The sequence below is a fragment of the Pseudidiomarina homiensis genome (assembly GCF_003987225.1).
GTDB lineage: Bacteria > Pseudomonadota > Gammaproteobacteria > Enterobacterales > Alteromonadaceae > Pseudidiomarina > Pseudidiomarina homiensis.
The window spans coordinates 187,510-214,119 of record NZ_PIPX01000001.1 but is presented as its reverse complement, the minus strand read 5'-3'; the positions used below and the strand labels follow the sequence as shown (position 1 = coordinate 214,119).

Sequence of the window (26,610 nt, the reverse complement as noted above, 5' to 3'; positions counted from 1 at the left end):
GGAAACATTATGAGAGGCATTATGCTTGACCGCATGAGTGACATGGCGATCTTCGCTGCGATTATCGACCAAGGTAGTTTTACCCGCGCCGCTGAGAAACTTGAGATCTCCAAGAGTGCGGTCAGTAAGGCGATTACCCGCCTTGAAGCTGAGCTGCAAACCAAGTTGCTGACGCGCACCACCCGCAAGCTCAATCCAACCGTGGCTGGACTCAATTTCTATCAACACTGTCGCGATATCGTCGCCGAAACCGAACAAGCCTTTGAGCACATTAATGCCATGCGCAGCTCGCCAAGTGGCCGCATCACGTTATCGGCGCCGGTGAATTTCGGTTCTACTCAGGTTGCGCCACTGATGCCCGAATTTCTTGAACGTTTTCCTGAAGTCGACGTTGATCTGCAACTTAGTAACAGACTCACCAATTTGGTTGCCGAAAACATCGATATTGGTATTCGCTGCGGCACTTTAAAAGACTCAACTTTGTACTTTCGTAAGCTCGCGCCTTTGCAAATCGTTCTGGTCGGCTCCAAAGGCTACTTTGAGCGCCACGCAAAGCCGCAACATCCCCATGAATTAAGCTACAAAGAAGGCAAACATCAGTGCATCACCGACAGCGCACGCGTGACTGATCGGCAATGGCGTTTCTATGACAACGACGAACTGATTCAAATCACGGTGAATGGGCGCTTTTTCGTTTCCGACAACCGCGCCATGCGCTCCGCATTGCAAGCCGACTTAGGCTTGGCCTATATGCCGAGTTATTCGCTGAATGAACTTATAGAATCTGGTGAGATCGAAACTGCGCTCGAAGACTTTATGCCACAACCGGTGCCCGTGCATCTGGTCTACCCCGAACGCAAATACATGTCCGCAGCCGTTTCTGCTGCGCTTGATTTTTTACAAGAGAAGCTCGGCTAGCTTAGCAGGTTCACCTCGAATAACAATTTACGCAGGCTTTGCCGTGTATCCATAATGAGCAACAGTTCGACCACTTTTCGACTCTCGTCGAGGCGATAAAAAACAATGTTATGTTGGTCGATGTGCCATTGCCGATAGTGTTGCACACCTAACTCTAGAAGCCGTTCACTTACCGGTGCTATGCGCGGATGCTTAGGCAGGGCCTGCCCGATTTTTTGCTGCACCTCGAGTAACGTCTTATCGGCTAATTCGGTTGAGTACTGATGGGACAGAAACCCTTTGAGCCGCTGCACAGATAGCCTAAAAACACGTGAAGCAACAATACGATACTCAGACATCGAAGGCTTCACCAAGACTCAACTCGCCATTTTGCAACGACTTCTCTGACAAACTCAAAAGCTTCAGTAAAGCAATCGTCTCCTGTTGAAACTCATAATCATCATAAGATTGAATGACAAATGCTGGTTTACCCTTTTTGGTCACCAGCAACTCTTCTTTCAACTCAAGATTATTCGCATTTTCTTTTAAATACGTCACTGTTTCAGTTTTCATAGCCGCCTCTTAAAAGTCTTTTTAAAGACCGTTTAATATTAGCAGCAGTTGTTAGATATTCCAATCGCATCCGCCATATAACCAAATCAGATTGATCGCATTGCCCAACAGCGCTGTAATACATGCACCATCAATGGCGCAGAGGTAAGCATGAAAGAAGTCGTAGTGATTCACGAGAACGATGAGTGGTTGGTGCCATTACGTGCTGAGTTCGCAAAGCGTGGCGTTAGCGCAACCGAATGGTTCCTTGACGAAGGTGAAGTGCGTTTTAGTGACACACCAGCCGACGCCATCTACTACAACCGTATGAGCGCGTCGTCGCACACCCGCGGCCATCGATTTGCACCAGAACTAACGAAGGCTGTGTTGACCTGGTTACAGAGTGCTGGACGTACCGTGGTGAATAACACCTCGGTGCTTGCCCTCGAAGTGTGTAAGCTATCGCAGTATGCGGCGCTGGAGCGCGCTGGGCTAAAGGTTCCGCGAACTCATGCTGTGGTCGGTAAAAAGCATTTATTGGCCGCCGCTGACGCTTTTCAACAGTGGCCACTCATTCTCAAGCCCAACCGAGGTGGCAAAGGCCTCGGCGTGCAACGCTTTGATGACTTGGCTAGCCTTGAAAGTTACCTGAATAGTCCGAGCTTAGAAGAGCCCCTTGATGGCACGTGGTTATTGCAAGAATACATTCAGCCACGCGAGCCGTTTATTACTCGCGCTGAGTTCATCGGTCGCAAGTTCCTCTACACCGTGCAAGTCAATACCGAGGACGGCTTCGAGCTATGCCCAGCCGACAATTGCTCGATTGAAGATCAGTTCTGCCCAACGGACCAAACGTCAGAGAAATTCACTATCACTCAGCGGTTTGACGAGCACCCGATTATCGGCAAGCTGGAAGGCTTCTTAAACGACAACGCCATTGACGTTGCCGGTATTGAGTTCATTGAAAATGCCGACGGTGAATTGTTTGTCTATGACGTGAATACCAATACTAACTACAACCAAGGCGCGGAGCAACGTGCTGGCGTACCGCGCACTGGTATGGGGGCGTTGGCGGATTACCTTATCGCAAAAGCTATTGCGTAAGGCTCGATAGGCATCATTTCCCGCGCTTTATAGCTGTTTTGTCTTCGTACATGCGTAAGTCGGCGAGTGTTAAAAGTCGCTCAATTGAGTTCTCTCGCTCACTACTGCAAGCTACGCCAATACTGATCGATGGCTGAATAGGAATACCATCGATTACAATCATATCTAGCTCGACAGTGTTACGGATTTTGGTGACAATTCGCTCTAGTTTTCCGGGATCCTTGATACGATTTAAGACAACCAAAAATTCGTCGCCCCCCATGCGCGCCACTTCATCAGCACCGCGAACAGCTGATTGTAAACGACGAGCCACAGCCTGTAGAACCTCATCGCCAATGGCATGACCAAAGTTATCATTTATCTCTTTGAAGTGATTGAGATCTATGGCGAGAAGGCAAAACTGATCGTTGGTCTTCTTCGACGCAAAGCGGCGTGAGAGATAACCTAACATAAATCTCCGATTGGCTAGGTGGGTCAACGAATCTTCGTTCGCTTGTCGTCTTTCAGTTCGGTAAAAAGCCCACAATAAAGTTATGAGACCAAATAGCAAAATATAGACAACGATCAATCCCCCAAGTACTAACTCTAGAAATAATTTTTGCTGTGGCGTTAGCTGAGGTGAAAAATCAGCTGCAACCCACCATTCACCATTGGGGATAATCAGTTTTCCGTTGTAATCCGCCTCGTTAAATAGCGCTTCATTGCCTTCAAATACATCACCAAATTCGCCAGTGCCATCAATACCCCTCAAGGCAATTTTGGTGTTTTTAATCCCAAGCAAACCCGCTTTTTTCATGAGCTTATCGTAATCGATCACTACGCTTACGGTGCCCCAATAATCTAAATTTACTGGATAATCATTAAAGATAGGTATGCGGGCAATAAGAGCTCTTCCGCCCTGGATAAGCTCAACAGGTCCAGACAAGAAGATATCCTCCCTTTCTCGAGCCTTTTGCACGGTTGCATATTGTTTTGGAATCGTACGGAAATCGAGGCCTACTGCTTTTTCATTATGCTTAAGTGGAATAACCCGCTCTATCACATCATTTGGTGCGATACCTACATTTCGAATGTTGTCTGATTTTTGCAGTAAGTGTTGCCCAATTTCATCGAAGTTTACGACAGCCTCAACGGGATCAATATTGAAAATCGTCGCGAGGCTATCGACCAGAAATACATCACGGAATAATTCCGACTCTAAATTTGATTTTGCTAGCAATAGTTCGGCAAGAAGTTCATCTTCACGTTCAGCTTTGAAACTATCGTCAAGTAGATCTACAACTGAATTAGTGAGGTTCAGTACACCAACAAGTCCAACTCCAAATAAGGCCAGCACTCCAGCCTTTGTGCGTTTGCGTATAGTCAAAAGCAATCCTATATCAGGTAATAAAACGATTTCTTTTTAGGTGTACCTTGAAATACAATTTATCGCAACTCTTGTGTCCAATAATTAGACATATCTGGGATTCGAATCCGCAAAACCGTTGTAACTTAACCCTTAAAACTGTATAAATGTACAGTAATCACTTAATTAGCCAGAAGGAAGAACTATGGCAGTCGTAACTCAATACGTTGTTATGCGGGACGGAGAGGAAAAAATGACATTTACCACCAAAGCGGAAGCGGATGCCCACGACAAGATGTTGGACATGGTGGATGAGCTCCTCCCTTTACTCGAACGTAGCGAAACCATTACCGAAGAGAAGCAGCTTGAAGACCTTGCGTTTTTCTTGGCGCGCGAACGCGAGCAAGTGCTTATCGCTCTCGGCGCGAAAAAACCGACTAAGAAAAAAACTGCAAAAGCTGCTGAGCCCGCGAAGCCTGAGGAGCCAGCAAAAAGTAAAGAGAGCGAGGCTGCTTAGCAGTCTCCATACGACTCGGCATAGCTCTTACCAAAGCAGGCCACAAAGCCGTCGACCACTTTTAGGTTCGGCGGCCAATCAATCTCAACTGGGTTGCCGTCAGCATCTGTCATATTCATACCCGAGGGCTTAGGTAAGGCCGCGAGCTGCTCTCGTGCTGTGCTTAACGCTTCGCGATCTTGCTCAAGAAAAGCGATGGTTGCAGCAACATAGTAATTCCAGCCGAAACTGTCGTGTTCTTTATCTTTGTATGTCGTCTCGAACAGTGCAATCGCTTGCTCATTTTGCCCCGCCTCTGCACGCATCTGGCCTTCATGCCAACGCATCGTGCTCAGCATACCCTCGCTTAAGTCAGACTTCGTCGTTCGGTAGTCCTTGATAAGGTCGGCCGCAGCAACCGCGCACCCCTCACGATTTGCAACTTCGCGCCAACCCGCTTCCATGGTTTGATCGAATGCCATAAAGTCGAGTGCCAAGTAATCGGTGCCAGGCGTTAAGCATACGTCAGTCGCTTCGTTGCTCGCCGCTGCGCCCGATAAACAAGCGAGAATGGCACACATTGCGATAGCGCGTTTATCCATCAACATCATTCGTCCTCGATATAATAAGTGTGGCTCACCACCGCTGGCCGAGCCTTTAGCTTCGCCAGATCGTAAATCGGCGTGTAATCCGTTATCTTTAAGGCATCGCTGAAGCTTGCAACCTCGCGAATCTCACCTGCCGTATAGCGATACATCAGCGCTTCGTCAGGCGTTAGCAAACGCGCGCCGCAAGAAAAAGTATTGCCATAATTCGCCTGAATATAAGCACCAAATTTCGCTTTCGCAGCATTGATATTGGCGTCGTGTGCGACCACAGTCTCGGCAGCTTTTTCAGTTGCATTGTCTCCAGATATCGCATTAGCGAAAGCCGGTGTTGTTGCCGCACATGCCATCAGTACTAAGGCGAATTTTCGTATTTCCATAATCCTGCTGTCCTTTATAGCGAACCAAGATTTTTACGACCTTCGATGAAATAACAACATAGTTTTGAATGGATTGCAGCTATTTGTGAGCTGTTTTGCTAACTATTCCAATTAATTTCATATTTCATCGCTTTAGTTGAATGCTAATTGACGCACCGTGAATGTAATGCATCAATATTGGTTCATGCTCTCCCTTACACCCCAAAATTGACACGCACCGAGCGCATTGCTTCATTTTCGCGGCATGGTTTCAAGAATTTAAAAAGATGAGCCAACAGGTATAGAAGGTTACGGCGGCATTGCTGTGGTGGCGCGACAGGCATAAAAAAAGCCGCTCGGTGAGCGGCTTTTTATGGAATGTGGTGGAGCTGGCGGGAGTTGAACCCGCGTCCGTAATACCTACATCCTCGGTCCTACATGCTTAGTCAGTCTTTTAGTTAATCACCAAGTCGCCGACAGACAGGCTACTTAAGGTGACGATCCCGATTGGTTTTAACGCTTTGGCTACGGGCGAAGCCTCCACGCGAGTCTGCTTTGGGGTGAACCGACTGATCCTAGTCTCACAGACAAAGCGCTAGGGGTCGGACTCAGCGGGTTATTAAGCCGCTAAAGCGTAGTTGTCGTCGTTTGCAACTATTAAGTTGAGGCTTTTTACGAGGCCAGCCTCACCTCGGCATGCACCTTGGGTTTCGTGTATCCCGTCGAATCCAAATCAGCCCCAGGGTTTTCTTTCTACAACGTGCTTACTATACCTAAGACTGCGCTTGAGTGCTAGAAGTTCCGCTCGCAAGCGCAGATTTTTTGCGCACTCAGGCCCCATTAAGAGGCCATGTAGAGCACTTTCTCAACCAGTTTGCTGATGCCCTTCTCGGCATCGACTAAATTCGTCGCCAGCATATAGGCTGGCGTGGTCACCAAGCGGTTGGCGTCATCAACAACGATGTCGTCAACTGGGCATTCGACGTGCTTACCACCCATTTTCTCAATCGCACTGGCGACGTCTTTGTCAAAGCCAATGGTCGCCCGCACGCCTTCGCCATAAATATGCGGTAGCAAGACTGGAGCAATACACATGTAACCTGCGGGCTTGCGCGCCTCTACAAAGGCTTTACCCACAGCTAGCACCTGCTCATTAACGGTCATATCGGCACCGTTTACGGCAAAATCACAGAAATTCTTCGCTACGCCGAAGCCGCCGGGCAGAATCAAGGCATCGAATTCGGCGGCATCGAGTTCGCTTAGTGGCTTCACTTCGCCGCGTGCAATACGCGCAGACTCAACCAGCACGTTGCGTTTCTCTTCAGTCACGTCGCCGCTCAAGTGATTGACCACGTGCAACTGGTCAACGTCCGGAGCGAAGCATTGGTAACTCGCTCCCTGCTTACTAATGTGCAAAAGCGTCAGTACCGCTTCATTGACTTCGGCGCCATCAAACACGCCAGAACCTGAGAGTAATACTGCTACTTTTTTCATGCTTAAATTATCCTTTTCTTGCTCGCTTAACCCTAAATATGGTGGCGGAAACCATCATTTCAAGCCGTATGCTTGGGATTAAAAACCACTTCCCATAAATGTCCATCAGGGTCCGCAAACACACCGCCATAACCGCCCCAGAAGAGTATGCGGGCTGGTTTCACCACAGCCTGCTCCGGCAACGCCGCCATCAACTCGTCAACTTCTGCTGCACTGCTGACATTATGGGCCAGCATCAACGCAGTGGGGTCAGGCGTGCCAACCACGACACCGCAGTCAGCGGCAATACTCTCGCGCGACCACAACGCAAAGGTGAGCCCGCCAGCCATCTTGAAGAAGGCTACAGCACCGTGCTCAAACTCCTCGCCAATAATGCCTTCAGTTGGCAAGCCGAGTACATCGCGGTAAAACGCCACAGAGCGCTCGAGATCATCGACGCCCAAGGTGATATAGCTAATCTGTGGCTTCATCTATAGTCTCCTTTTTTGCTACACGCTCGCGCACTTTAATGTCCTTAATCAGCGTCACCAGTACAAAGCTCAGTAACATCAGCAAGAACCAAGAACTTAACTTCGCCAATGGCACCATTTCCCAGCCATTGCTCTGATTAGGATAAATCCAAATGTTCGCAAAGGTCGCAATGTTTTCCGCAAACCAAATAAACATCGCCACTAAGAACCAGCCCACCAATAACGGCATACTGCGATGCTTGGAAATCACCTTGAAATAGATTGTCGTGCGGTAGAACATCAGCAGTGTCGCCGCTAATAAAACCCAGCGGATGTCCCAAATAAAATGATGGCTGAAGAAATTAACGTAGACCAAGGTCACCAACACTACCGTCGCCCATTTCGGCGGATAATAAGAGTACTGAAAATCGAACAAGCGCCACACTCGCGCTAAGTAACTCCCAACGGCGCTATACATAAAGCCAGTAAACAGCGGTACATTGGCGATGCCGAACACGTAGGCTTCGGGGTAAACCCAGGCGCCAATGGCATCCGAAGTCTTAAACAACTCCATCACCGTAGCGACTAAGTGAAAGACGATAATAACGAAGGCTTCGCGGAGGGTTTCAAGCTTAAAAGCCAATAGGAAAACTTGGAAAGCGATTGCCGCTAAAAAGATAAAATCGTAGCGGTGTAACCCTTCAATGGGATACCAATAGCGGGTGATCAGCATGACGGCGAGTAAAAACCCGCCGAACATGCAGGCGTTGGCTTGTTTTAAGCCAAATCGCCAAAACTCAATAATAAAAGTCTTCACATTTTAATCTTCTTGCTCAGCGCGCCAGCGCATTTCGTTTTCAACGTTGGCGATAGGCTGCAACATGGCAAAGTCCAGTGCGTCAGGCTTGTCGCCGTCTTCTACTTTCTTAACGAACTGCGGATCAGCCAGCGCCGCTTTGCCCAGTGCCAATAACGCGCCAGGATAATGTGCCGCCATCTTGGCATAATTTGTGCCATCAATACCACCGTTCACAATCAAAGGAATGCCAGCATCACGCACCACTTCAGCTAACGAACGCGCGCCATCTTTGAGCGCCGGTCGATTCGCATCATTATCAGTCGTATGAATATAGTCAATACCCGCTTCAGCAAGCGCTTGTACTAACCAGTTAAAGCCCTCTTCGCCTTCTGGCCACTGATAGTCAGGATCAGTAATGGTGATTTGCGACAAACGTATACCCAGCACAAAATCATCGGCAACCATTTCACGGGCAGCTTTTACCACGTCGATGACAAACTGTGCACGGCGTTGCATTTCACCGCCCCACTTGTCGTCACGGGTGTTGAAGTGCGTGCTTAAAATTTCATTGAGCAGATAGCCATTGGCGCCGTGTAACTCAACACCGTCGAAGCCAGCTTCAACGGCGCCACGAATACCATGCAAGAAGCCATTAAGAACCCGCTCAAAGTCACTTTCGTCCATTACTTTCGGCTCGAGCCACGCTTCTTGGTCGCCATAAAGGCCCAACGGCTTGCCCACAGGTTTCTGTGCGGTCACACCCAGCGGTTGTTTATCGAAACGGTTGTATTGCATCTGCGCACCGGCGTGCATCAGCTGCGCAATGATCTTCGCACCTGCGCCATGCACTGCCTTAATCACCGGCACCCACGACTCCACTTGCAATGCATCCGCAAGACCAGGCTGATTCTCATAGCCTTGGCTCGCGTCTTGGTCTGGGTAAATGCCCTCGGTAATAATGAGCGAAAAGCCGCCTTCAGCGTAGCGTTTATAATGATCGACCATCAGCTCATTAGCGCGGCCATTGGCCTGTGCGCTAACTCGTGTCATCGGCGCCAAGGCAAAACGGTTGGCAAGCTTCATGCCGGCAAATTCAATACTCGAAAACTCTGAATCAAACATAACATCCTCAACTTAGAAAAGTTTTAGCATAACTGTACGCTAAGTGAGTTACGCTATTTGATCAAGCACGGTTCAGAACCAGCGCGGCTTTTTGTTTGCGCCGCCCAAAGCCGAAGGCCCGCCGAAAGGTCGCCAACGGAATCGGCAAGTATTGGCGCTCGGCCGGTGACTGCCACGGCAATGAGTCCTGATCAGGGTCATTGATGTAAATATAGTTTTCGTCAGCCGCACAAATCACCACCCAGTGCGGCGCTTTACTCTCGTCAAACACGTAAGTACTGATAAGTGCTACGACAACTTTACCTGCCGCAAGATCTTCCATTAACTGCGCCAAACTGTAGTCGCCTACCACGATCGGTACGCGGGCTGCTCGCAAGGCCGCAATGTCACTTTCTTGAATGCGTGCCATGATTTGTTTCTTTTCCGCACTACGTACCGAGTCCATCAACACCGGACCATCATGACTCACATGCAAGATAACCTTCATGCCCCGCCGCAAGGCCGCGCGAGCAAGCCCGTGAGGGCCACAGCCACCGTGCCCAGAAGTCATGAAAATCGTGGTTGCCTCACGCCAGATCTCCAACTCCTCATGCTCAGGGTCCGTCGAAGGAATATCAAAAAATGCCATGGCCATCAGCAAGCTTGCTGGGCCGCAGGTAAAATCCGTCGTTTGGGTACGATACGGCACTAAACGTTGCTCGCCATTTTGCCCTGCTAGCGGCTCAAATCGCGGCAATAGCTTTTGCAATACCACGGCATCAGAATCGTCTTCGTAATATTCCGGACGGATTTCCATATCGTAGTAACCAGCGCTATGGTAAAGCGCGAGCGCAGCTTCGTTGTCGGTTTTTACTTCAAGCCGCATAAATAAACAATGACGTTCATCCGCTGCATGTTCTGCCGCAGCGAGTAATTGCCGGCCAAGCCCCCGACGACGGTACGCAGGATCAACCGCTAATGAATAGAGGCGCGCCAACTGTGTCGCCTGCCGATACAGCACAATGTAGTAACCCACCACCTCGCCGTCCTCCATTACGACTTGGAAATCACCAATACCTTGGTCGATAAAACGACGGAAGCTGCGACGACTAATACGGTCGGTGCTAAAGCTTGCTTCTTCAATACGCTCAAGGGCGTCAAGGTGATGACGCTGGGCGGCAAGGAGTTCGGTATGCATAGGGCTGTGTGCCATGAAGTGGAAATGCCTGCTTAGTATATCGCAGTTGTGAACAGAAAGTGCTAAACTAGCGCGCAAATTTTTCGCACCAATTGAGGACCTTTCCGTGAGTGATCAAAAAAGCGATCAAAAACCTTCTTTGAGCTACAAAGACGCCGGCGTTGATATCGATGCAGGTAATGCTTTAGTCGACCGTATTAAAGGTGTTACCAAGCGCACTGCGCGCCCAGAAGTCATGGGCTCAATTGGTGGTTTTGGCGCCTTATGTGAACTCCCTACCAAGTATAAGCAGCCGGTACTCGTAGCGGGCACCGACGGCGTCGGTACCAAACTACGACTGGCTATCGACCTTGGTAAACACGATACCGTCGGAATCGACTTAGTTGCCATGTGCGTGAATGACCTTATCGTGCAAGGTGCAGAGCCGCTTTTCTTCCTTGACTACTACGCCACCGCTAAGCTCGATGTCGACGTTGCTGCAGATGTGGTAACAGGGATCGGCGAAGGCTGTGTGCAAGCTGGCTGCGCCTTGATTGGCGGTGAAACTGCCGAAATGCCAGGCATGTACGAGCAAGGCGACTATGACATCGCTGGTTTCTGCGTTGGCGTCGTCGAAAAAGCAGACATCATCGACGGTAGCAAAGTAGCACCTGGTGACGCCTTGATTGCGCTAGCATCAAGCGGTCCACACTCCAACGGATACTCGCTTATTCGTAAGATCATCGAAGTCAGTGGTACCGACGTTGCGAACGAAGAACTCGATGGTAAACCGCTCGCAGAGCACTTAATCGCACCGACGCGGATTTACGTGAAATCAGTACTGAAAGTGCTTGAGCAACATAGCGTGCACGCTATCTCACACATCACCGGTGGTGGCTTCTGGGAAAACATCCCGCGCGCATTGCCTGACGATGCCAAAGCGATGATTGATGATAGCAGTTGGGAATGGCCGGCGGTCTTCAACTGGCTCCAGCACAATGGCAACGTTACGACTAAAGAAATGTACCGTACCTTCAACTGTGGTGTTGGCTTAATTATGGCAGTGCGTCAGTCGGAAGCTGACGCTATTGTCGAAGAGCTGCGTGCGCAAGGCGAAGATGCTTGGGTGATTGGCCACGTTGCGGCTCGACAAGGTGACGAAGCACAGGTAGAAATCACCGAATGAAGCGCATCGTTGTCTTAATTAGTGGTTCTGGCACCAATATGCAGGCTATCGTTGACGCCTGCGCGCAACAGCGTATTGATGGCGAGGTTGTTGGCGTCATCAGCAACAAAGCCGATGTTGGCGGCCTTGAAAAAGCCGCAGCTGCGGGTATCCCTTCAGCAGTTCTATCCCATAAAGATTACGAGACCCGCGAAGCCTACGATGCCGAATTGCAACAACTCATCGACGGCTTCAAGCCTGACATTGTAGTGCTGGCTGGCTTTATGCGCATTCTAACCGCCGAATTTACCAAGCATTATCATGGCCGCATGCTGAATATTCACCCGTCGTTGTTACCGAAGTACCGCGGCATCAACACGCACCAGCGTGCGCTCGATAACGGTGACAAAGAACATGGTGTATCGGTGCATTTTGTCACCGAAGAACTCGATGGTGGGCCGGTTATTCTGCAAGCGCGCGTGCCCGTTTTCGAAGGCGACGAAGCAAGTGACCTGCAACAACGGGTACATGCGCAAGAGCACCGCATTTATCCGCTGGTGGTGCAATGGTTGTGCTCAGGTCGACTGAAGCTGACGGATAAAGGTGCAGAACTTGATAGCACCTTACTCGGCCCGCAAGGTTACGCAGCCGACTAATCCAACTGCTGCAATAAGAGGGTGGCAACTTCATCACCCTCTTTGCGTTGCTGCATTTTCACCAGCACGTAATCTAGTTCTGGCGCAAACCAATACATCGTTTCACGTTTTTTGGATTCCCGTACGCGTTCAACTTTTAATGCTGCAATGTCACCATAGGGCAAGCTCAGTTGCTCGATTGCTCCGCGGCGGAACTTCTGCACGTCATTATTCCCTTTGTCATCAATAATTTGAAAACTAAAGTCTTGTGCGTCCGTATGCTGCAGCTCATAACGCAACTGCTCCAACATACTTGCCTCATCCAACAGGCCAGCATGCCACGTTACCGGTAACGGCGCTTCTGCCTCAACATCGATAACTTGCTTTGCCACAGTATCAAAACGCACGCGAATGCCCTTATTACGTCCAGTTCCTGAACGCTTGAAAGCAAAGGTTTGCGGTTCTACTCGGCCGTCGCTAAAACCGAAGGTCGAAGCGTAACGCCGCACATCCGACAAGAACAAAAACGAGATCTCGGTTTCATTTTCGAGTTGATAGCGGCCACTGTCATCACGCACAAGCGCGCGCAAGGCTTCGCCATAATTCGAGCCACCACGCTGAACCTCGTATCGCGCGTCGTAAGTGCTCAGTTCTGGTTGCTTTTCAGCAGCCGCAACCACGCTGTTCGCAAGTAACAAAGACAGACTCAAAAATGGGACTACACGTTTCATATTCACTCCTGTGCGTCGATCTTCAGCACGTTCATCCACGTATGGATTTATACTAACTTGAAAGGTCTGACCTTAACATCGTGAAAAAGTGCAATCAGGGTTGAAAATGCCGCCCAAATTGACTACTCTCAATGCATAACTTTACTGGTCAGACCTCTAACCACAACGACGGAGTATCAATATGAGTGTCGCCTTATGGATCATCGCCACCTTGCTAGTGTTTGGTGGCTTACTTTACTACCGCAGCTCGCTACTCGTGACCAGCCTTGGCTTGGTCGCAATGTTTGCGATTGGTAGTTTCTTCGATATCGTCGGCCCAGTGCTATGGATACTGTTAGCGATTGTCTTAGTGCCGCTTAACATCACTGCCGTACGCCGTGGTTTTATTAGTAAATCACTGCTGGCGATGTATCGCAAAATCATGCCAGAGATCTCGGAAACCGAGAAAGACGCTATCGATGCTGGCACGACCTGGTGGGAAGGAGAACTCTTCCGTGGTGCACCTGAGTGGAAGAATCTACATAGCATTCAAAAAGCTGAGTTGAGCCGCGAAGAACAAGCTTTCCTTGACGGCCCAGTCGAGGAAGTTTGCAAGATGCTCAACGATTGGGAAGCCACCCATGAACTTGCGGACATGCCAGAAGAAGTTTGGCAGTACCTAAAAGACAACAAGTTCTTCGCCATGATTATCAAGAAAGAGTATGGCGGTTTGGAATTCTCAGCTTACGCGCAATCACGCGTATTACAAAAGCTCGCGGGCGTTAGTACTATCCTAGCCAGTACCGTTGGCGTGCCAAACTCTTTAGGCCCAGGCGAGCTATTACAGCACTACGGTACCAAGGAACAGAAAGACTACTACTTGCCGCGCCTCGCGACCGGTGAAGAAGTACCGTGCTTTGCCTTAACCAGCCCAGAAGCAGGTTCAGATGCTGGCTCTATTCCTGACACCGGCGTGATCTGTAAAGGCGAATGGGAAGGCAAAGAAGTTGTGGGTATCCGCTTGAACTTCAACAAGCGTTACATCACCTTGGCCCCAGTTGCCACCGTACTTGGTTTGGCGTTCAAACTGTACGATCCCGAGCACCTTATTGGCGACAAAGAATCATTAGGCATTACCGCGGCTCTCATTCCGCGCGACACCAAAGGTGTTGAAATCGGTCGACGTCACTTCCCGCTAAACGTGCCTTTCCAGAATGGTCCGATTCGCGGTGAAGACGTATTTGTACCACTTGATTTCATCATCGGTGGTAAAGACATGGCTGGTAAAGGATGGCGGATGCTGGTTGAGTGTTTGTCGGTTGGTCGGGCGATTACCCTGCCGTCGAACAGTGCTGGTGGCGTCAAATCGATCGCTTTGGCAACTGGCGCCTATTCTTACATTCGTCGCCAATTCAACCTGCCAGTCGGTAAAATGGAAGGTGTGCAAGAAGCCATGGCCCGCATTGGTGGTAACGCTTACCTGATGGACGCGGTGACCAGCTTCTCCACCAAAGGCATCGACTTAGGCGAAAAGCCGTCTGTCATTTCGGCGATTGCCAAGTACCACATGACCGAAAAACTCCGTGCCTGTATGGATGACGCCATGGATATACATGGTGGTAAAGGCATCTGTTTAGGCCCTAATAACTACTTGGGCCGCGGTTACCAAGGCGTACCTGTTGCTATTACCGTGGAAGGCGCGAACATTCTTACCCGTAGCTTGATGATTTACGGTCAAGGCGCAATCCGCTGTCATCCTTACGTGCTCGAAGAAATGCTGGCGTCAGCCGAATCAGGCTCTGAAGCCTTGAATCGCTTCGACAAAGCTATCTTTGGTCATATTGGCTTTGCGATGAGCAATTTTGTGCGCTCATTAGCGCTCGGTCTTGGCGGTTATCGCTTCAGCAGCGCACCACACAAAGACAGCACCAAGCAATACTACCAGCAAATGAACCGCTTCAGCGCTAACTTAGCATTGTTATCAGATGTTGCCATGGGCGTACTTGGTGGCTCATTGAAGCGGAAACAGCGTATTTCTGCACGCTTAGGCGACATGTTGAGCTACTTGTACATTGGCTCGGCAACCCTGAAACGCTTCGCTGACGAAGGCCGTCAACACGAAGACTTACCGCTGTTACATTGGGCGATGCAAGACACCCTGCACAAGTTGCAAGAGTCGCAATTGGACCTGCTCGATAACTTCGGTTTCGTCGGTAAAGCTATGCGCGTCATCATGTACCCGTTTGGTCGCTTCGTGAAACGCCCATCGGATCGCTTAGACAGCAAAGTAGCGAAGATCTTATTGAAACCAAATGCGAGCCGCGAACGCCTAGGCGCCGGCCAGTTCTTGGCGCCAGAAGGTCAGTTCGGCTATCTCGAGCAAACCCTGCTCGACATTATCGAAGCCGAACCGCTGCATGACCGTGTACAACGTGCCGCGAATAAGCGCATTCCGTTTATCTTCTTGGACAAAGTGGCCGAGCAAGGTAAAGAACTTGGCGTCTTAAGCGACGACGAAGTTGCCCTACTCAAACGTGCCGAAGAAGGCCGTCTGCGTGTTATCAACGTTGACGACTTCGCTCACGAAGATCTCATGGCCGGCAAAGCCGCACGCGAGTGGGCCCTCGAGAATCAAGGCAAGAGTCAAGGAAAGAAGTCTGACGCAGCTTAAGTGCTAACTTAAGTGCTCGTTATAGACAAATAAGAACGGCGCCTATTGGCGCCGTTTTTTTATGCTTGCTGTTGATCTATTTCACGAACTTACTTCACGGTGGTATAACGCAAGTAAGGCTTAACGGTTTTGAAGCCCTGCGGGAATTTCTTCTCGGCTTCTTCCATCGATACACTTGGTGGAATGATCACGTCGCCGCCAAGTTCCCAGTCTGCTGGCGTCGCCACACCGTGTTTATCACCGGTTTGCAAAGCGTCAATCACCCGCAAAATCTCGGCAAAGTTACGTCCCACGCTCATTGGGTAAGTCATGGTTAAACGAATTTTCTGATTCGGATCGATAATGAATACAGAACGCACCGCAGCTGTTGTGCTTTCGCCTGGGTGAATCATTTCGTACAACTCGGCAACCTTCTTGTCTTTATCGGCAACAATTGGGAAGCCCACAGTCGTGTTCTGCGTTTCATTAACGTCGTTCATCCAACCTTTGTGTTCTTCCACAGTATCGGTCGACAAACCAAGCGGCTTCACGCCACGTGCAGCAAATTGCTCAGCAAGCTGCGCGGTACGACCCATTTCAGTCGTACAAACTGGCGTGTAGTCAGCCGGATGGCTGAAGAAGAACACCCAAGAACCTTTTGCCCAATCGTGGAAATTGATCTTGCCTTCAGTGGTATCAATCTCAAAGTTAGGTGCTGTATCACCAATACGTAGTCCCATTTCTAATACCTCTCTTGTCAGCTTTCAATTAAAACTTATTCGCCGGAATCTTAAAGTAACGATGACCGTCCGCTTCAGGTTCTGGCAATTTTCCCGCGCGCAAGTTCACTTGCAACGCATGTAACATGCGATCGGGTAACGCTAGTGTTGCGTCGCGTTCGTCGCGTTGTTTTCGATAAGCCGCTTCAGTTACATCACCCGCTAAATGAATATTACTGGCTTTGTGTTGCGCTACTGTGGCTTCCCATGAAGGGTCGCGGCCATTTTTGCCATAATCGTGTCCGACAAAAAGGCGCGTTTCATCAGGTAGCGCTAGAATCCGCTGCAAGCTGTCCCACAACTCTTTCGATGAGCCACCGGGAAAATCTGCACGCGACGTGCCACTGTCCGGATACATAAACGTATCGTGAACAAAGGCCGCATCACCAACAATATAAGTGATCGAGCCCAGCGTATGCCCAGGTGACAACCATACCTCGACGTCTAACTCACCTATTTTGAAGGTATCCCCCTCAGCGAAGAGATGGTCGAAGTCTTCTCGCGGCGCAAAAGCATTCGGTAAATTATAGTAGTCGCGCCACAATTCAGCGATCTCACACACTTTTTCGCCAATCGCGTTTGGCGCTCCTGTTTGCTCTTTTAAGTAGCATGACGCCATGAAATGGTCGGCGTGCGGATGCGTATCCAACACCCAAGTGATTTTCAGATCGTTTTCCTTGGCCAGTGCCAAGACCTGATCTGCACTGCTAAAGTCTGTTTTCGCCGAACGCGGGTCAAAATTCTGCACCACGTCAATAAGTGCAGCTTCATGCGACTTAGGATCTGCTACGATGTACTGAATCGAGCCCGTATCGGCCTCGTAGATGCCCCATACATCAGGAGATCCAGCCCCCGTTGATGGGCTATAACGTACAATGTTCTTCATGTCGCCTCCTTATTTCGCCTTTATCTAAAATAGGAAATCAGTTAGCATTGTTCAAGGCTTACAAGGTTAAAGTAAGGCGATTATAGCAATCGTCTTCAGCGAGTAAGTTTTCGCATATAAAACAAATTGGCATAAGTTAGATAGCTTAAAGCAATAGGGATTCAACATGATTGGAGCAATACTAGGCGCAATTCTGATTGGCATCAGCCTTGGTGTATTCGGCTCAGGTGGTTCCATCCTTACCGTGCCTGTATTGCTTTACTTGGCCGATATGCCGGGCAATATGGCGATTGCTTCATCGCTGATTATCGTCGCCTTTATCAGCTTGTTCGGTGGCCTTATCGCCACTCGCAAAAAGCTCGTATCATGGCGTCACGTCTGGCTTTTCGGCGTACCTGGTATGCTCGGCGCCTACCTCGGCGCTTGGCTCGGTAGCACCGTCGATCCGCGCCTGCAATTACTCGTCTTCGTTATCTTGATGGTCATCGCAGCCTTGATGATGTGGCGGCGCAAAGCGCCACAAGGCGTAACCATTCAAAAAGTGAAAGTCTTCAAAATTACCCTAGATGGCTTAATCGTTGGCGCTATCACCGGCTTTGTCGGCGTCGGTGGCGGATTTTTGATTGTCCCCGCATTGGTACTGCTCGGTGGCGTTCCCATGTTCCTTACCATCGGCACCAGCCTAATGATCATTGCCCTGAAATCCTTCGTCGGCTTCGCCAAATACTTCACCGCACTCACCGATCAAGGCTTTGCTTTCGACTGGACCACCATCGCCATTATTACCGTAGCAGGAATCGCTGGCAGCTTTGCCGGCGCGTGGATCAGCGCCAAACTGCCGCGCGACAAGTTACAAAAAGGCTTCGCAGTTTTCTTGATCATTATGGCCGTGATTGTACTCACTCAATCCGTGCTTTAATCGAACAACAAACAACAAATAGCGAACAACAAAATCTAGCCATTTTCGTGTACAATCGTCGGCTTTGATAAAAAACGACGACAGGAGCCGTATTGCATGACGCAATCAAACTCAGCCGCAGACCAACAGAAACGCGGCGCCTTCACCCGCTTTCTCGACACCGTAGAATGGTTAGGTAACCTCTTACCGCACCCCATTACCTTGTTCGCCCTGTTTGCCCTCGGCGTGATTGTCGCCAGCGGCATCGCCTCCTACTTTGGCGTTAGCGCACAAGATCCGCGCCCCGGCGGTGAAGTCATCGAAGTCGTCAGCTTACTTAATGCCGAAGGCCTACAACGCATCGTCACCGGCCTCGTCACCAATTTCACCGGCTTTACCCCACTCGGCACGGTATTGGTTGCCCTCTTAGGTGTAGGTATCGCCGAACGCTCAGGCTTACTATCAGCCGCCATGCGCGGCCTCGTCATGAACGCCCACCCACGCGTCGTTACCCTAGCCGTCGTGCTCGCTGGCGTTATATCCAACACCGCCTCTGAACTCGGTTACGTCGTGCTCGTGCCCCTATCGGCCATGATCTTCCACTCGCTCGGTCGCCACCCATTGGCCGGCCTAGCCGCAGCATTCTCAGGCGTATCCGCTGGCTACAGCGCCAACTTATTGATCGGGACCGTCGACCCATTACTCGCCGGTATCACCACCAAAGCCGCGAACCTGATTGATCCGGAATACTACGTCGGCCCAGAAGCCAACTGGTACTTCATGATGATCTCAACCTTCCTGATCGCAGCAATGGGTACCTTTGTAACTGAGAAAATCGTTGAACCCAAACTCGGCAAATACGATACCAACGAAGCCAGCATTAACCTTAGCGAACAAAAAATCGAAGCCCTCACTCCGCAAGAGAAACGCGGGCTAAAAGGCGCAGGTTTGAGCTTCTTATTACTTGGTGCCCTCCTCGCGCTAACCATCGTTCCAGAATGGGGTATTTTGCGTAACCCAGAAGATGGCAAAGTCGCCGGCTCACCGTTCCTGAAAGGCATCGTCACCTTTATCTTCATCACCTTTGCCATTCCAGGCTACGTCTACGGGCGCATCACCAAAGTCATGAAAACCGACCGCGACGTCATCGACGCCATGTCCGAATCCATGAGCACCCTCGGCATGTACATCGTGCTGGTATTCTTTGCCGCCCAGTTTGTCGCCTTCTTCGGCTGGACCAACTTCGGCTCCATTTTTGCCATCAAAGGCGCCACATTCCTACAAGAGGTTGGCCTCACCGGCCCATCAGTGTTCATCCTATTCATCTTGATGTGCGCCTTCGTCAACCTCATGCTCGGCTCCGCATCTGCACAATGGGCCATCACCGCGCCCATCTTCGTACCCATGCTCATGCTCATCGGCTACGCCCCCGAGGTCATCCAAGCGGCCTACCGCATCGGTGACTCCGTCACCAACATCATCACGCCAATGATGAGCTACTTCGGCCTCATCCTCGCCGTCGCCGCGCGCTACAAAAAAGACATCGGCATCGGCACCCTCATCGCCACCATGCTGCCGTACAGCATCATGTTCCTACTCGGCTGGAGCGTCCTATTCTTCATCTGGGTCTTCGCCCTCGGCATGCCAGTCGGCGTCGAAACCCCAACCTACTACACCCCGTAGGTTGGGCGGCTTTGCGCTTCGCGCTTACGTTCCGTTCGAGGGTCTAGCTTAACGGGACGCCGTGAACCCATCCATGGGGGCTTGTGTGCCGCATCCCTGCGGCACGCACCCGTTAAGCTAAACCCTCGAACGAAACTCCGCCCTCCGCACAACTAATGCCATCTAAATTAAATTCCCCTCTCAACCCTCAACGCCGCCAGCCAAAGCCCAGAAACCACCCTCGAGAAATAAATCCCGAAGATGCGAGTGTGCGTGGCTCGGAGCTGGAGTTCCAATTCCTAGGGTGTCTGCCGCATGGATGCGGCAGGCAAGCCCCCAGGGAAGGGTTCACGGCGTCCCTTGGAATTGGAACTCCAGCTTCGAGCTACAACGCACGCGAAGTATCGAACGGGTTTATTTCTCGAGGGTGGCTTCTGGGCGACGCAGCAGGCGGTAAAGTAAAGTGGCGGTGAGGCCGCAGGCGCCGATGACAAAGAGCATGCCGAGGGGGTGTTGGTGGCCGACGATGTTGACGACGGCGGAGATGATGCCGGCGATGAGGAATTGCAGGCTGCCGGTGACGGCGCTGGCGGAGCCGGCGCGTTCTTGTTGTTCGGCTAGGGCGCCAGCCATGGCGTTGGGGAAGACCATGCCGAGGGTGCTGACGTAGGCGAAGACGACGAACAACACGAACCAGAAATTGGCATTGAGAAGCCCTAGGGCTATGGTCGCGATTGAGATCAGCGCTAGTACTGGCAACGATTTGTTGAGAATCTTGCGGGCGTCGCGGCGGCGCAATAGCCACGCGTTGAATTGCGCCATGCCGATAATGCCAATGGCGTTGAAGCCGAACAGCCAACTGTAATGAGTTGGGTCGAGGTCAAAATGTTCGATGAACACTAGCGGTGAGCCGGTGATGTAGGCGAATAGGCCCGATTGGGCAACGCCGCCGGCGAGCGAATAACGCAAGAAACCGCGATCCTTGAGCACATCCCAATAGATTGGCAGGCTGCGCCGCATACGCACAGCGCCATTGTACGAACGCGTTTCTGGCAAACGAATATGCACGATCGCCATACAGGCGACCGCAAGCGCAGCTACGATTAGAAAAATCGCCTGCCAGCCGAATGCTTTCGTGACATAAGCACCCGCCAGTGGTGCTAGTACCGGCGCGATACCCATGACCAAAATCAAGAACGAGAACACTTGCGCTGACGCCTGCGGCGTATAGAGATCGCGCACCATCGCGCGGGCAATCACTAAGCCAGCGCAGGAACCAATGGCCTGTAAAAAGCGCAAGACGATTAAGCTTTCAAGATTTGGCGCGTAAGCACAGGCCAGCGACGACAAAATATAGATCGTCAGGCCAAAATACAGCGGCGGTTTGCGCCCCCATTTGTCGGACGCAGTGCCATACAATAGCTGGCCGATAAACAGGCCAAGAAAAAACGAAGTAAGGGACAATTCGACACGATTAGACTCAGTGCCGTAGCTGGCGGCGATGTCGCCAAACGCTGGCAAATACATGTCAATCGACAATGGCCCAAACATGGTAAGTAGGGCCAGAACAACAACGACGAGATCAAATTTTGCTTTATCAGAGACCGGCGTTACTGTCATTCGTCCGCCGTCCGATAGCGCTGCGTGCTATGTTCGGTCGGCCGTTTTATTGTTTTAGTTTTGCGGGCCCAATCGACGAACGATTGTGCGTAATTAACGTAAGTATCTTGCACTAAACCAGCTTGTTTCAAGTCGCCCAACAAACGCCAACCATCAGCACCACCCGCCAAGAAGCTATTAGTGATCATGGTATACGTCTGCTCAGCCTGCATGGGTTGCCAACCCGTTTTAGTTTTAACTTGAAGGTTGCTAAAACGCTCACCATTCGCGGCACTACTATCAACGTTAAAACGAATTCCGGCACCATGCGGATAAGCACCGTCAGACCCCGAGTCTGACAACGCATACTCAACCGCTTGCTCGAGCACCGTTTTCACCTCTGCGCCGCTGATCTGTACTTCTACCAAAGTATTTGCGAACGGTAATAACCGATAGGCATCAGCAATAGTTAACGCGCCCGCATTTAAGTCCGTACGCACCCCACCGCCGTTTTGCAAAGCGAAATCCGCTTGTGGTGCGCTCGCCAAGAAAGCTGCGGCCACGACCGCATGTACGTCAGACTGGCGACCTAAGCCACAGTCCGCAATGGTCATCGGGCCCATACGCTTCATGCACAGCCGCTCGTCGACCGTGGCAATGGTTGTTTGGGTAAGCTCATCCAAGCTTTCTTGATAAGTTTCCAATAATTTCTGTGCCGCAGGATCCTTAGCGACAGCGGTGAAACCTAGTGATTCTGTAACTGCCGCAGGTGCATCCGTACCGACCAGCAAGTGAGCTTCGCCGCCACAACTGGCCACTTCGTCTCCTGCGAAGCTTACCTTAAGTTCGCCAACGACTTGGCTGTACTGCCAAGCATGGGCAACACAAACCGGCGCGCCATCGGCGTTGGTCACTCGCATCGGATACGGGCCAACGGTCGGCAACCCATATGCGGCGTAGTCACCGAGCAAGGTATGTGAATCACCGCCGACAATAAAATCAACGGCAGGTAAAGCTTCGGCTAAGCGTAAATCGTTTTTATATTGAATGTGCGTCAGTAAGCCAATTTTGTGAATGCCTTGGTTTTGCAGTTCGGCAATATAGTATTTTGCAGTTTCGAGCTCGTCTGCAAACATGGTCGTCGCATCAGGCTGCGATGAATTCTTCGTTTTAACCGCAATATCAAGGCCAATCAAACCAATCTTTTCGCCACCAACATTGAAAATCGTATAGGGCTTAAAGCTGTCCCAACGGGTCTTCGGGGTTAGTGGTGAAACACCAACTTCTGGCTCAACATTCGCCGCTAACACTTCGGTACGACAGTCTTGCGTCAACGCTAAGCTGTCCAAGAAGTGCTTTAAGCCAGCATCGCCGTTGTCGAACTCATGGTTGCCAAGAGCAAACGCATCAAAACACACTTCATTCATTAGTGCGGCGTCAGCTTCACCGTTGAAGATGGTATAAAACAAGGTGCCGGTAATAGCATCACCTGCATGTAATGCCAGAACATTGGTGTTCGCTGCACGAATTGCATCAACTTGACTGACGACGCGGGCAAAACCACCGGTTTCAACCTCGTAGTCCTGCCCTAACACATTGATTTTCGTAGCTTGGCGTGGCAACAGGTTGGAATGGTGATCGTTCACATGGGCTACGGTAAGCTCAAACGCCGCCGATGGCGCTTCGCTCGGTGCCTGTGCACACCCCACCAGCAACAAACCAGCACATGCCAGTGTACCTAACTTACCTAACCCATGTTGCCGCATCATCGTCGCCCTACTTAACCAAGCCAATTTCGCGTAAACGTTCCATCAGATAGTCATCAGAAGAAATCGCGTCCCAACGCTTCGGGTTCTCTTCAGTAATGCAACTGTCCAGAGGGTCAATCACCACGTCTGGATTAAAGTGCAAGAAGAACGGAATGGAGTAACGTGATTTCGAACTGTACGGCGCTGGCGGATTTACCACACGGTGCGTGGTTGACGGCAATACGCCATTGGTCATGCGTTGCAACATATCGCCGACGTTACAAATGATCGCACCCTCAATAATCGTCACTGGGATCCATGAACCATCTTTGGCCAACACTTCCAAGCCGGGTTCACGTGAGCCTACTAATAAAGTCAATACGTTGATGTCTTCGTGCGCACCGGCGCGTACCGAAGGTGTTCCTTCGTCAACAATCGGCGGATAGTGCAACGGGCGTAAAATCGAGTTGCCTAAATTAACTTTATCGTTAAAAAAGTCGCGCGGCTGGTCAAGAAATACCGCTAAAGCTTCTAATACACGCAACCCTAACGCGTCGAGCGAGCGGTAAAGCTTAAGAATCTTTTCTTTAAATTCAGGCAGCTCTTTTGGCCAAATATTAGGAGTAAGTTGCTTGAATGGCGGCTCACCTTCAATTTCACGACCCACATGCCAGAACTCTTTTAAATCAACATGTTTCGCGTCTTTGGCAATTTCAGTACCGAACGGCGTATAACCACGCGCACCACCACCACCAGGAATATGATATTGCTTTTTCACGTCTTCAGGCAGCGCAAACAAGTCGCGACACGTATCCAGCGCTTCTTCAATAAGCTGCTGGTCAACGCCATGCTTGGTTAATGCTACGAAGCCGTTTTGTTCGTAACCTTCGCCAACGTGCTTGGCAAACGCCTCAAAATCTTGGTCGTAGAGGCTCATATCAATGTGTGGAATGGATTTCATCAGTAACCTTTCGAAACGAGTAAAAACAGCCGTCTATGGTATGAATTTTAGGGGCTTTTGACAAATAAAAACGGCAAAACCCACTGGGTAAATCTTTGGTAAACCGTCTTTTCAAGTTGCCATTGTCTTTGCACACTTAGATTCGAATTCATTGCAACGAGGTAAACAACCATGAAAACGTTCAGCAAAGTGTTATCAATTACTGCAGTTACCAGTGCCTTAGCCTGCGCTGCACCGAGCTTTGCGCAGACGCAAGACAATACCCCGTTTGAAACACCGCAAACGAACCGCGCCTTCAATTTTCTGAGTGCAGGTGTGGCGGATCATGATGGCGGTGGTGACAGTATCATCTTAGAAGGTAGCTACCAATTTAACTCTCCCTGGTTTATTAGTGGCTACCTTCGCGATGGCGATGACGGTCCATTTGGCGACAGCCGTGACGCCCAAGGCCTAAAACTAGGCCGCTACGTTTGGCTCAGCGACAACCTAGTTGCGGACTTTTCAGGTCGTTTCGGTCACGTTGATTTTGGCCCTGAAGACAGTGCATTCTGGGGCGTAGAAGGTAACTTACGCACCCGCATCGACCGCTTCGAAATCTACGGTGGTTTGGGCTGGGTCGATTACACCGATGCCGGTAGTGATAACCAATACCAATTTGGTACACGCTTCTACATTACCCCTGAGTTTGCTGTAGGTGCGCGTTACCAAGATAGCGAATTTGGTGACGGCATCCGCATCGAAGCTAGTTATCACTTCTAATAAAATCGGGTATGCTGTGACATTCCACACGCAAGTTCTGGAGTTTTGTGATGTCACAGCTACCCCCGTTTCTGACCCTTTATCGTGAACTTATTGCGACGCCATCGGTGTCGTGCCTTGATCCACATTGGGATACCAGCAACAAAGCTGTCATCGATAAACTTGCCAATTGGCTAACCACCCTCGGTTTTCAGGTTTCCGTGAACGAACTCACCCGGCAGCAAGGCAAGTACAACTTGCTTGCCAAGTACCTTCCCACCGGCTCCGATGGCAAAGGCGGTCTCTTACTCGCCGGTCACACCGATACGGTGCCATGGGATGAGGGCCGTTGGACCAAAGATCCCTTTCAACTGCATGAGGCAGACGGCAAACTTTACGGATTAGGTAGCGCCGACATGAAAGGCTTCTTCGCTTTTGTCCTCGAAGCTTTGCGTGACCTCGATTTAAGCAAATGCACCAAACCCTTATACGTACTGGCCACCGCAGACGAAGAGACGACGATGGCCGGAGCGCGGGAATTAGCTGCATTCGGCGAATTGAAACCCGACTTTGCTATTATTGGTGAACCCACTTCGATGACGCCAGTGACCATGCACAAAGGCCACCTAACTGAAGGTATTCGGGTTACCGGTAAGAGTGGACATAGTTCGAACCCTGCCGGTGGCATAAATGCCATTGAAATTATGCACGACGTCATCACTGGCTTGCGTGAATTACAACGGGACTTCCAACAGCGCTATCACGACGATAACTTTGCGGTACCCTACCCAACCTTAAATTTTGGCAATATTCATGGCGGGGATGCCGCTAATCGCATTTGTGCCTGTTGCGAGATGCACATCGACTTGCGTCCGCTACCGGGTATGCGCATGGATGAGCTTTACGGTTTACTCGACGCGAAACTTAAGCCTTTACAGCAGCAATTCCCTAATGCCATCTGTCTTGAACACCTGCATGAAGCCATTCCCGGCTACAAATGCGACCCTGATTCCGCAATTGTGCAACTGGTACAAGACGTCACCGGCAACAGCGCCGAACCAGCGAATTACTGTACTGAAGCGCCGTTTGTGCAAGACCTCGGCTGTCAGACAATCGTCATGGGCCCTGGTTCTATCGCCCAAGCCCACCAACCCGATGAATTTATTCGCTTGGACGAGATCGCGCCAGCGCAACAACAACTGCGCCAGATCATTACTCGGGTATGTGGCCCAGCACGCGCATAACAGGTTTAAAACTACGGCGGTGAATCGGACACACGCCGTGTTCTTTAATAAGCGCTAAATGAGCCGGTGTGGGATACGCTTTGTGTTTCGCAAAGTCGTAGTGCGGGTAGAGCTCATGCCACTCGAGCATCTGCCGGTCACGTTCAACTTTCGCCAGAATTGACGCAGCACCAATGCACGCATGCAAAGCATCACCACCGACCACAGCCTCGGCAGGCACGGCTAGCTTAGGTAGCTTATTGCCATCGACCAATACTTTCTCTGGCGCAACTGGCAGCGCTTCTACTGCGCGTTTCATCGCCATCAGCGAAGCTTGCAGAATATTCAACTGGTCAATTTCGTCCGCATCGCACTGCGCAATAGCCCAATACAACGCTTTCGCTTTGATTTCTTCACTCAAGGCTTGGCGCTTTTTCTCCGAGAGTTTCTTCGAGTCGTTGATCCCCTCAATCGGTTGTTGCGGGTCAAGAATAACCGCCGCGGCCACCACCGGTCCGGCAATGGGTCCACGCCCTGCTTCATCGGTTCCACAAATCATTTGATCTCACGTTCTTCTG

General features: G+C 50.6%; 27 protein-coding genes and 1 other RNA gene. 10 read left to right on the top strand and 18 right to left on the bottom strand.

The genetic code is table 11. The features are described 5' to 3' along the window. Positions 1 to 9 precede the first annotated feature (9 nt). Complete coding sequence (locus CWI70_RS01000; protein WP_126769735.1) at positions 10 to 918, top strand: LysR family transcriptional regulator; 909 nt, start codon at positions 10 to 12, stop codon at positions 916 to 918. Here CWI70_RS01000 and CWI70_RS00995 read toward each other — a convergent pair. Both CWI70_RS00995 and CWI70_RS00990 read right to left on the bottom strand, forming a co-directional pair. Further along, positions 915 to 1,256 (bottom strand): hypothetical protein, encoded by a 342-nt coding sequence (locus CWI70_RS00995; protein WP_126769733.1) that lies wholly within the window; start codon positions 1,254 to 1,256, stop codon positions 915 to 917. The genes CWI70_RS01000 and CWI70_RS00995 overlap by 4 nt on opposite strands. Beyond that, positions 1,249 to 1,470 carry a type II toxin-antitoxin system Phd/YefM family antitoxin gene (locus tag CWI70_RS00990; protein ID WP_126769731.1) on the bottom strand — a complete coding sequence of 74 codons (222 nt, stop codon included), beginning with the start codon at positions 1,468 to 1,470 and terminating at the stop codon, positions 1,249 to 1,251. Before CWI70_RS00990 ends, CWI70_RS00995 begins: the two co-directional genes overlap by 8 nt. 150 nt (positions 1,471 to 1,620) lie before the next feature. Here CWI70_RS00990 and CWI70_RS00985 point away from each other — a divergent pair, with 150 nt between their 5' ends. After that, positions 1,621 to 2,553 (top strand): ATP-grasp domain-containing protein, encoded by a 933-nt coding sequence (locus CWI70_RS00985; RefSeq protein WP_126769729.1) that lies wholly within the window; start codon positions 1,621 to 1,623, stop codon positions 2,551 to 2,553. 13 nt (positions 2,554 to 2,566) lie between these two features. Here the strand turns inward: CWI70_RS00985 and CWI70_RS00980 are convergent, their stop codons facing one another. Then, positions 2,567 to 3,919: a diguanylate cyclase gene (locus CWI70_RS00980; RefSeq protein ID WP_126769727.1), complete on the bottom strand. Its 1,353-nt coding sequence runs from the start codon at positions 3,917 to 3,919 to the stop codon at positions 2,567 to 2,569. A 184-nt stretch (positions 3,920 to 4,103) separates the two neighbouring features. Between CWI70_RS00980 and CWI70_RS00975 the strand changes: the two genes are divergently transcribed. Further along, the gene (locus tag CWI70_RS00975) at positions 4,104 to 4,415 is read left to right on the top strand and encodes a YebG family protein (RefSeq protein ID WP_126769725.1); all 312 of its coding nucleotides are present in this window, start codon (positions 4,104 to 4,106) and stop codon (positions 4,413 to 4,415) included. Here CWI70_RS00975 and CWI70_RS00970 read toward each other — a convergent pair. The 8 genes from CWI70_RS00970 to rimI form a co-directional block, all read right to left on the bottom strand. After that, on the bottom strand, positions 4,412 to 4,996 hold the full coding sequence (locus CWI70_RS00970; RefSeq protein ID WP_126769723.1) for a hypothetical protein: 585 nt from the start codon (positions 4,994 to 4,996) through the stop codon (positions 4,412 to 4,414). The genes CWI70_RS00975 and CWI70_RS00970 overlap by 4 nt on opposite strands. Positions 4,997 to 5,001: 5 nt before the next feature. After that, complete coding sequence (locus CWI70_RS00965; protein ID WP_126769721.1) at positions 5,002 to 5,379, bottom strand: hypothetical protein; 378 nt, start codon at positions 5,377 to 5,379, stop codon at positions 5,002 to 5,004. Between the two features lie 360 nt (positions 5,380 to 5,739). After that, positions 5,740 to 6,099: a transfer-messenger RNA gene (ssrA, locus tag CWI70_RS00960) on the bottom strand. A 99-nt stretch (positions 6,100 to 6,198) separates the two neighbouring features. Further along, positions 6,199 to 6,852 (bottom strand): isoprenoid biosynthesis glyoxalase ElbB, encoded by a 654-nt coding sequence (gene elbB, locus CWI70_RS00955; RefSeq protein ID WP_126769719.1) that lies wholly within the window; start codon positions 6,850 to 6,852, stop codon positions 6,199 to 6,201. Between the two features lie 59 nt (positions 6,853 to 6,911). Continuing rightward, positions 6,912 to 7,322, bottom strand: a complete 411-nt coding sequence (locus tag CWI70_RS00950; protein WP_126769717.1) for a VOC family protein — start codon at positions 7,320 to 7,322, stop codon at positions 6,912 to 6,914. Then, positions 7,306 to 8,118 carry a DUF817 domain-containing protein gene (locus CWI70_RS00945; RefSeq protein WP_241967798.1) on the bottom strand — a complete coding sequence of 271 codons (813 nt, stop codon included), beginning with the start codon at positions 8,116 to 8,118 and terminating at the stop codon, positions 7,306 to 7,308. The genes CWI70_RS00950 and CWI70_RS00945 overlap by 17 nt, the downstream gene beginning before the upstream one ends. A 3-nt stretch (positions 8,119 to 8,121) precedes the next feature. Next, on the bottom strand, positions 8,122 to 9,222 hold the full coding sequence (locus CWI70_RS00940) for an oxidoreductase (RefSeq protein WP_126769715.1): 1,101 nt from the start codon (positions 9,220 to 9,222) through the stop codon (positions 8,122 to 8,124). A 61-nt stretch (positions 9,223 to 9,283) separates the two neighbouring features. Then, the gene (gene rimI, locus CWI70_RS00935; protein ID WP_241967797.1) at positions 9,284 to 10,414 is read right to left on the bottom strand and encodes a ribosomal protein S18-alanine N-acetyltransferase; all 1,131 of its coding nucleotides are present in this window, start codon (positions 10,412 to 10,414) and stop codon (positions 9,284 to 9,286) included. Between the two features lie 91 nt (positions 10,415 to 10,505). Here rimI and purM point away from each other — a divergent pair, with 91 nt between their 5' ends. Then, positions 10,506 to 11,564, top strand: a complete 1,059-nt coding sequence (gene purM, locus CWI70_RS00930; protein ID WP_126769713.1) for a phosphoribosylformylglycinamidine cyclo-ligase — start codon at positions 10,506 to 10,508, stop codon at positions 11,562 to 11,564. Next, positions 11,561 to 12,199 carry a phosphoribosylglycinamide formyltransferase gene (gene purN, locus CWI70_RS00925; RefSeq protein WP_126769712.1) on the top strand — a complete coding sequence of 213 codons (639 nt, stop codon included), beginning with the start codon at positions 11,561 to 11,563 and terminating at the stop codon, positions 12,197 to 12,199. The genes purM and purN overlap by 4 nt, the downstream gene beginning before the upstream one ends. Here the strand turns inward: purN and CWI70_RS00920 are convergent. After that, positions 12,196 to 12,909, bottom strand: coding sequence for a DUF3108 domain-containing protein (locus tag CWI70_RS00920; RefSeq protein WP_126769710.1), 714 nt, complete (start codon positions 12,907 to 12,909; stop codon positions 12,196 to 12,198). The genes purN and CWI70_RS00920 overlap by 4 nt on opposite strands. Positions 12,910 to 13,090: 181 nt before the next feature. Between CWI70_RS00920 and fadE the strand changes: the two genes are divergently transcribed. Beyond that, entirely contained in the window at positions 13,091 to 15,559 is a 2,469-nt protein-coding gene (gene fadE, locus CWI70_RS00915) for an acyl-CoA dehydrogenase FadE (protein WP_126769708.1), read from the top strand. An 89-nt stretch (positions 15,560 to 15,648) separates the two neighbouring features. Here the strand turns inward: fadE and CWI70_RS00910 are convergent, their stop codons facing one another. Together CWI70_RS00910 and CWI70_RS00905 are read right to left on the bottom strand one after the other, a co-directional pair. Further along, the gene (locus CWI70_RS00910; protein WP_126769706.1) at positions 15,649 to 16,278 is read right to left on the bottom strand and encodes a peroxiredoxin; all 630 of its coding nucleotides are present in this window, start codon (positions 16,276 to 16,278) and stop codon (positions 15,649 to 15,651) included. A gap of 28 nt (positions 16,279 to 16,306) precedes the next feature. Beyond that, positions 16,307 to 17,203 (bottom strand): MBL fold metallo-hydrolase, encoded by an 897-nt coding sequence (locus CWI70_RS00905; RefSeq protein WP_126769704.1) that lies wholly within the window; start codon positions 17,201 to 17,203, stop codon positions 16,307 to 16,309. A 166-nt stretch (positions 17,204 to 17,369) separates the two neighbouring features. Here CWI70_RS00905 and CWI70_RS00900 point away from each other — a divergent pair, with 166 nt between their 5' ends. Next, positions 17,370 to 18,122: a sulfite exporter TauE/SafE family protein gene (locus tag CWI70_RS00900; protein WP_241967796.1), complete on the top strand. Its 753-nt coding sequence runs from the start codon at positions 17,370 to 17,372 to the stop codon at positions 18,120 to 18,122. 96 nt (positions 18,123 to 18,218) lie between these two features. Continuing rightward, positions 18,219 to 19,784: an AbgT family transporter gene (locus CWI70_RS00895; RefSeq protein ID WP_126769702.1), complete on the top strand. Its 1,566-nt coding sequence runs from the start codon at positions 18,219 to 18,221 to the stop codon at positions 19,782 to 19,784. 393 nt (positions 19,785 to 20,177) lie between these two features. On the opposite strand, the gene CWI70_RS00890 is transcribed toward CWI70_RS00895, so the two are convergent. The 3 genes from CWI70_RS00890 to CWI70_RS00880 are packed head-to-tail and all read right to left on the bottom strand — an operon-like array spanning position 20,178 to position 24,071. Continuing rightward, on the bottom strand, positions 20,178 to 21,383 hold the full coding sequence (locus CWI70_RS00890) for a multidrug effflux MFS transporter (RefSeq protein ID WP_126769700.1): 1,206 nt from the start codon (positions 21,381 to 21,383) through the stop codon (positions 20,178 to 20,180). Continuing rightward, entirely contained in the window at positions 21,380 to 23,131 is a 1,752-nt protein-coding gene (locus tag CWI70_RS00885; protein ID WP_198677630.1) for a bifunctional metallophosphatase/5'-nucleotidase, read from the bottom strand. Before CWI70_RS00885 ends, CWI70_RS00890 begins: the two co-directional genes overlap by 4 nt. Positions 23,132 to 23,138: 7 nt before the next feature. Continuing rightward, on the bottom strand, positions 23,139 to 24,071 hold the full coding sequence (locus tag CWI70_RS00880) for an isopenicillin N synthase family dioxygenase (protein ID WP_126769698.1): 933 nt from the start codon (positions 24,069 to 24,071) through the stop codon (positions 23,139 to 23,141). Between the two features lie 171 nt (positions 24,072 to 24,242). Between CWI70_RS00880 and CWI70_RS00875 the strand changes: the two genes are divergently transcribed. Together CWI70_RS00875 and argE are read left to right on the top strand one after the other, a co-directional pair. Further along, entirely contained in the window at positions 24,243 to 24,830 is a 588-nt protein-coding gene (locus CWI70_RS00875; RefSeq protein WP_126769696.1) for a hypothetical protein, read from the top strand. Positions 24,831 to 24,880: 50 nt separating this feature from the next. After that, positions 24,881 to 26,053 carry an acetylornithine deacetylase gene (argE, locus tag CWI70_RS00870; protein ID WP_126769694.1) on the top strand — a complete coding sequence of 391 codons (1,173 nt, stop codon included), beginning with the start codon at positions 24,881 to 24,883 and terminating at the stop codon, positions 26,051 to 26,053. On the opposite strand, the gene rnhB is transcribed toward argE, so the two are convergent. After that, complete coding sequence (gene rnhB, locus CWI70_RS00865; RefSeq protein ID WP_126769692.1) at positions 26,022 to 26,591, bottom strand: ribonuclease HII; 570 nt, start codon at positions 26,589 to 26,591, stop codon at positions 26,022 to 26,024. The two genes, argE and rnhB, sit on opposite strands and share 32 nt — an antisense overlap. Positions 26,592 to 26,610: the final 19 nt, after the last annotated feature.

Bases quoted from the DNA above. Each gene is read 5' to 3' on its own strand.
- CWI70_RS00970 (WP_126769723.1), bottom strand. From the start codon at position 4,996: ATGGATAAACGCGCTATCGCAATGTGTGCCATTCTCGCTTGTTTATCG.
- CWI70_RS00875 (WP_126769696.1), top strand. From the start codon at position 24,243: ATGAAAACGTTCAGCAAAGTGTTATCAATTACTGCAGTTACCAGTGCC.
- CWI70_RS00975 (WP_126769725.1), top strand. From the start codon at position 4,104: ATGGCAGTCGTAACTCAATACGTTGTTATGCGGGACGGAGAGGAAAAA.
- CWI70_RS00940 (WP_126769715.1), bottom strand. From the start codon at position 9,222: ATGTTTGATTCAGAGTTTTCGAGTATTGAATTTGCCGGCATGAAGCTT.
- CWI70_RS01000 (WP_126769735.1), top strand. From the start codon at position 10: ATGAGAGGCATTATGCTTGACCGCATGAGTGACATGGCGATCTTCGCT.
- CWI70_RS00990 (WP_126769731.1), bottom strand. From the start codon at position 1,470: ATGAAAACTGAAACAGTGACGTATTTAAAAGAAAATGCGAATAATCTT.
- fadE (WP_126769708.1), top strand. From the start codon at position 13,091: ATGAGTGTCGCCTTATGGATCATCGCCACCTTGCTAGTGTTTGGTGGC.
- rimI (WP_241967797.1), bottom strand. From the start codon at position 10,414: ATGGCACACAGCCCTATGCATACCGAACTCCTTGCCGCCCAGCGTCAT.
- CWI70_RS00920 (WP_126769710.1), bottom strand. From the start codon at position 12,909: ATGAAACGTGTAGTCCCATTTTTGAGTCTGTCTTTGTTACTTGCGAAC.
- argE (WP_126769694.1), top strand. From the start codon at position 24,881: ATGTCACAGCTACCCCCGTTTCTGACCCTTTATCGTGAACTTATTGCG.
- CWI70_RS00905 (WP_126769704.1), bottom strand. From the start codon at position 17,203: ATGAAGAACATTGTACGTTATAGCCCATCAACGGGGGCTGGATCTCCT.
- CWI70_RS00995 (WP_126769733.1), bottom strand. From the start codon at position 1,256: ATGTCTGAGTATCGTATTGTTGCTTCACGTGTTTTTAGGCTATCTGTG.
- CWI70_RS00880 (WP_126769698.1), bottom strand. From the start codon at position 24,071: ATGAAATCCATTCCACACATTGATATGAGCCTCTACGACCAAGATTTT.
- elbB (WP_126769719.1), bottom strand. From the start codon at position 6,852: ATGAAAAAAGTAGCAGTATTACTCTCAGGTTCTGGCGTGTTTGATGGC.
- CWI70_RS00900 (WP_241967796.1), top strand. From the start codon at position 17,370: ATGATTGGAGCAATACTAGGCGCAATTCTGATTGGCATCAGCCTTGGT.
- CWI70_RS00950 (WP_126769717.1), bottom strand. From the start codon at position 7,322: ATGAAGCCACAGATTAGCTATATCACCTTGGGCGTCGATGATCTCGAG.
- CWI70_RS00985 (WP_126769729.1), top strand. From the start codon at position 1,621: ATGAAAGAAGTCGTAGTGATTCACGAGAACGATGAGTGGTTGGTGCCA.
- CWI70_RS00890 (WP_126769700.1), bottom strand. From the start codon at position 21,383: ATGACAGTAACGCCGGTCTCTGATAAAGCAAAATTTGATCTCGTCGTT.
- CWI70_RS00965 (WP_126769721.1), bottom strand. From the start codon at position 5,379: ATGGAAATACGAAAATTCGCCTTAGTACTGATGGCATGTGCGGCAACA.
- purN (WP_126769712.1), top strand. From the start codon at position 11,561: ATGAAGCGCATCGTTGTCTTAATTAGTGGTTCTGGCACCAATATGCAG.
- CWI70_RS00895 (WP_126769702.1), top strand. From the start codon at position 18,219: ATGACGCAATCAAACTCAGCCGCAGACCAACAGAAACGCGGCGCCTTC.
- CWI70_RS00885 (WP_198677630.1), bottom strand. From the start codon at position 23,131: ATGATGCGGCAACATGGGTTAGGTAAGTTAGGTACACTGGCATGTGCT.
- rnhB (WP_126769692.1), bottom strand. From the start codon at position 26,591: ATGATTTGTGGAACCGATGAAGCAGGGCGTGGACCCATTGCCGGACCG.
- CWI70_RS00910 (WP_126769706.1), bottom strand. From the start codon at position 16,278: ATGGGACTACGTATTGGTGATACAGCACCTAACTTTGAGATTGATACC.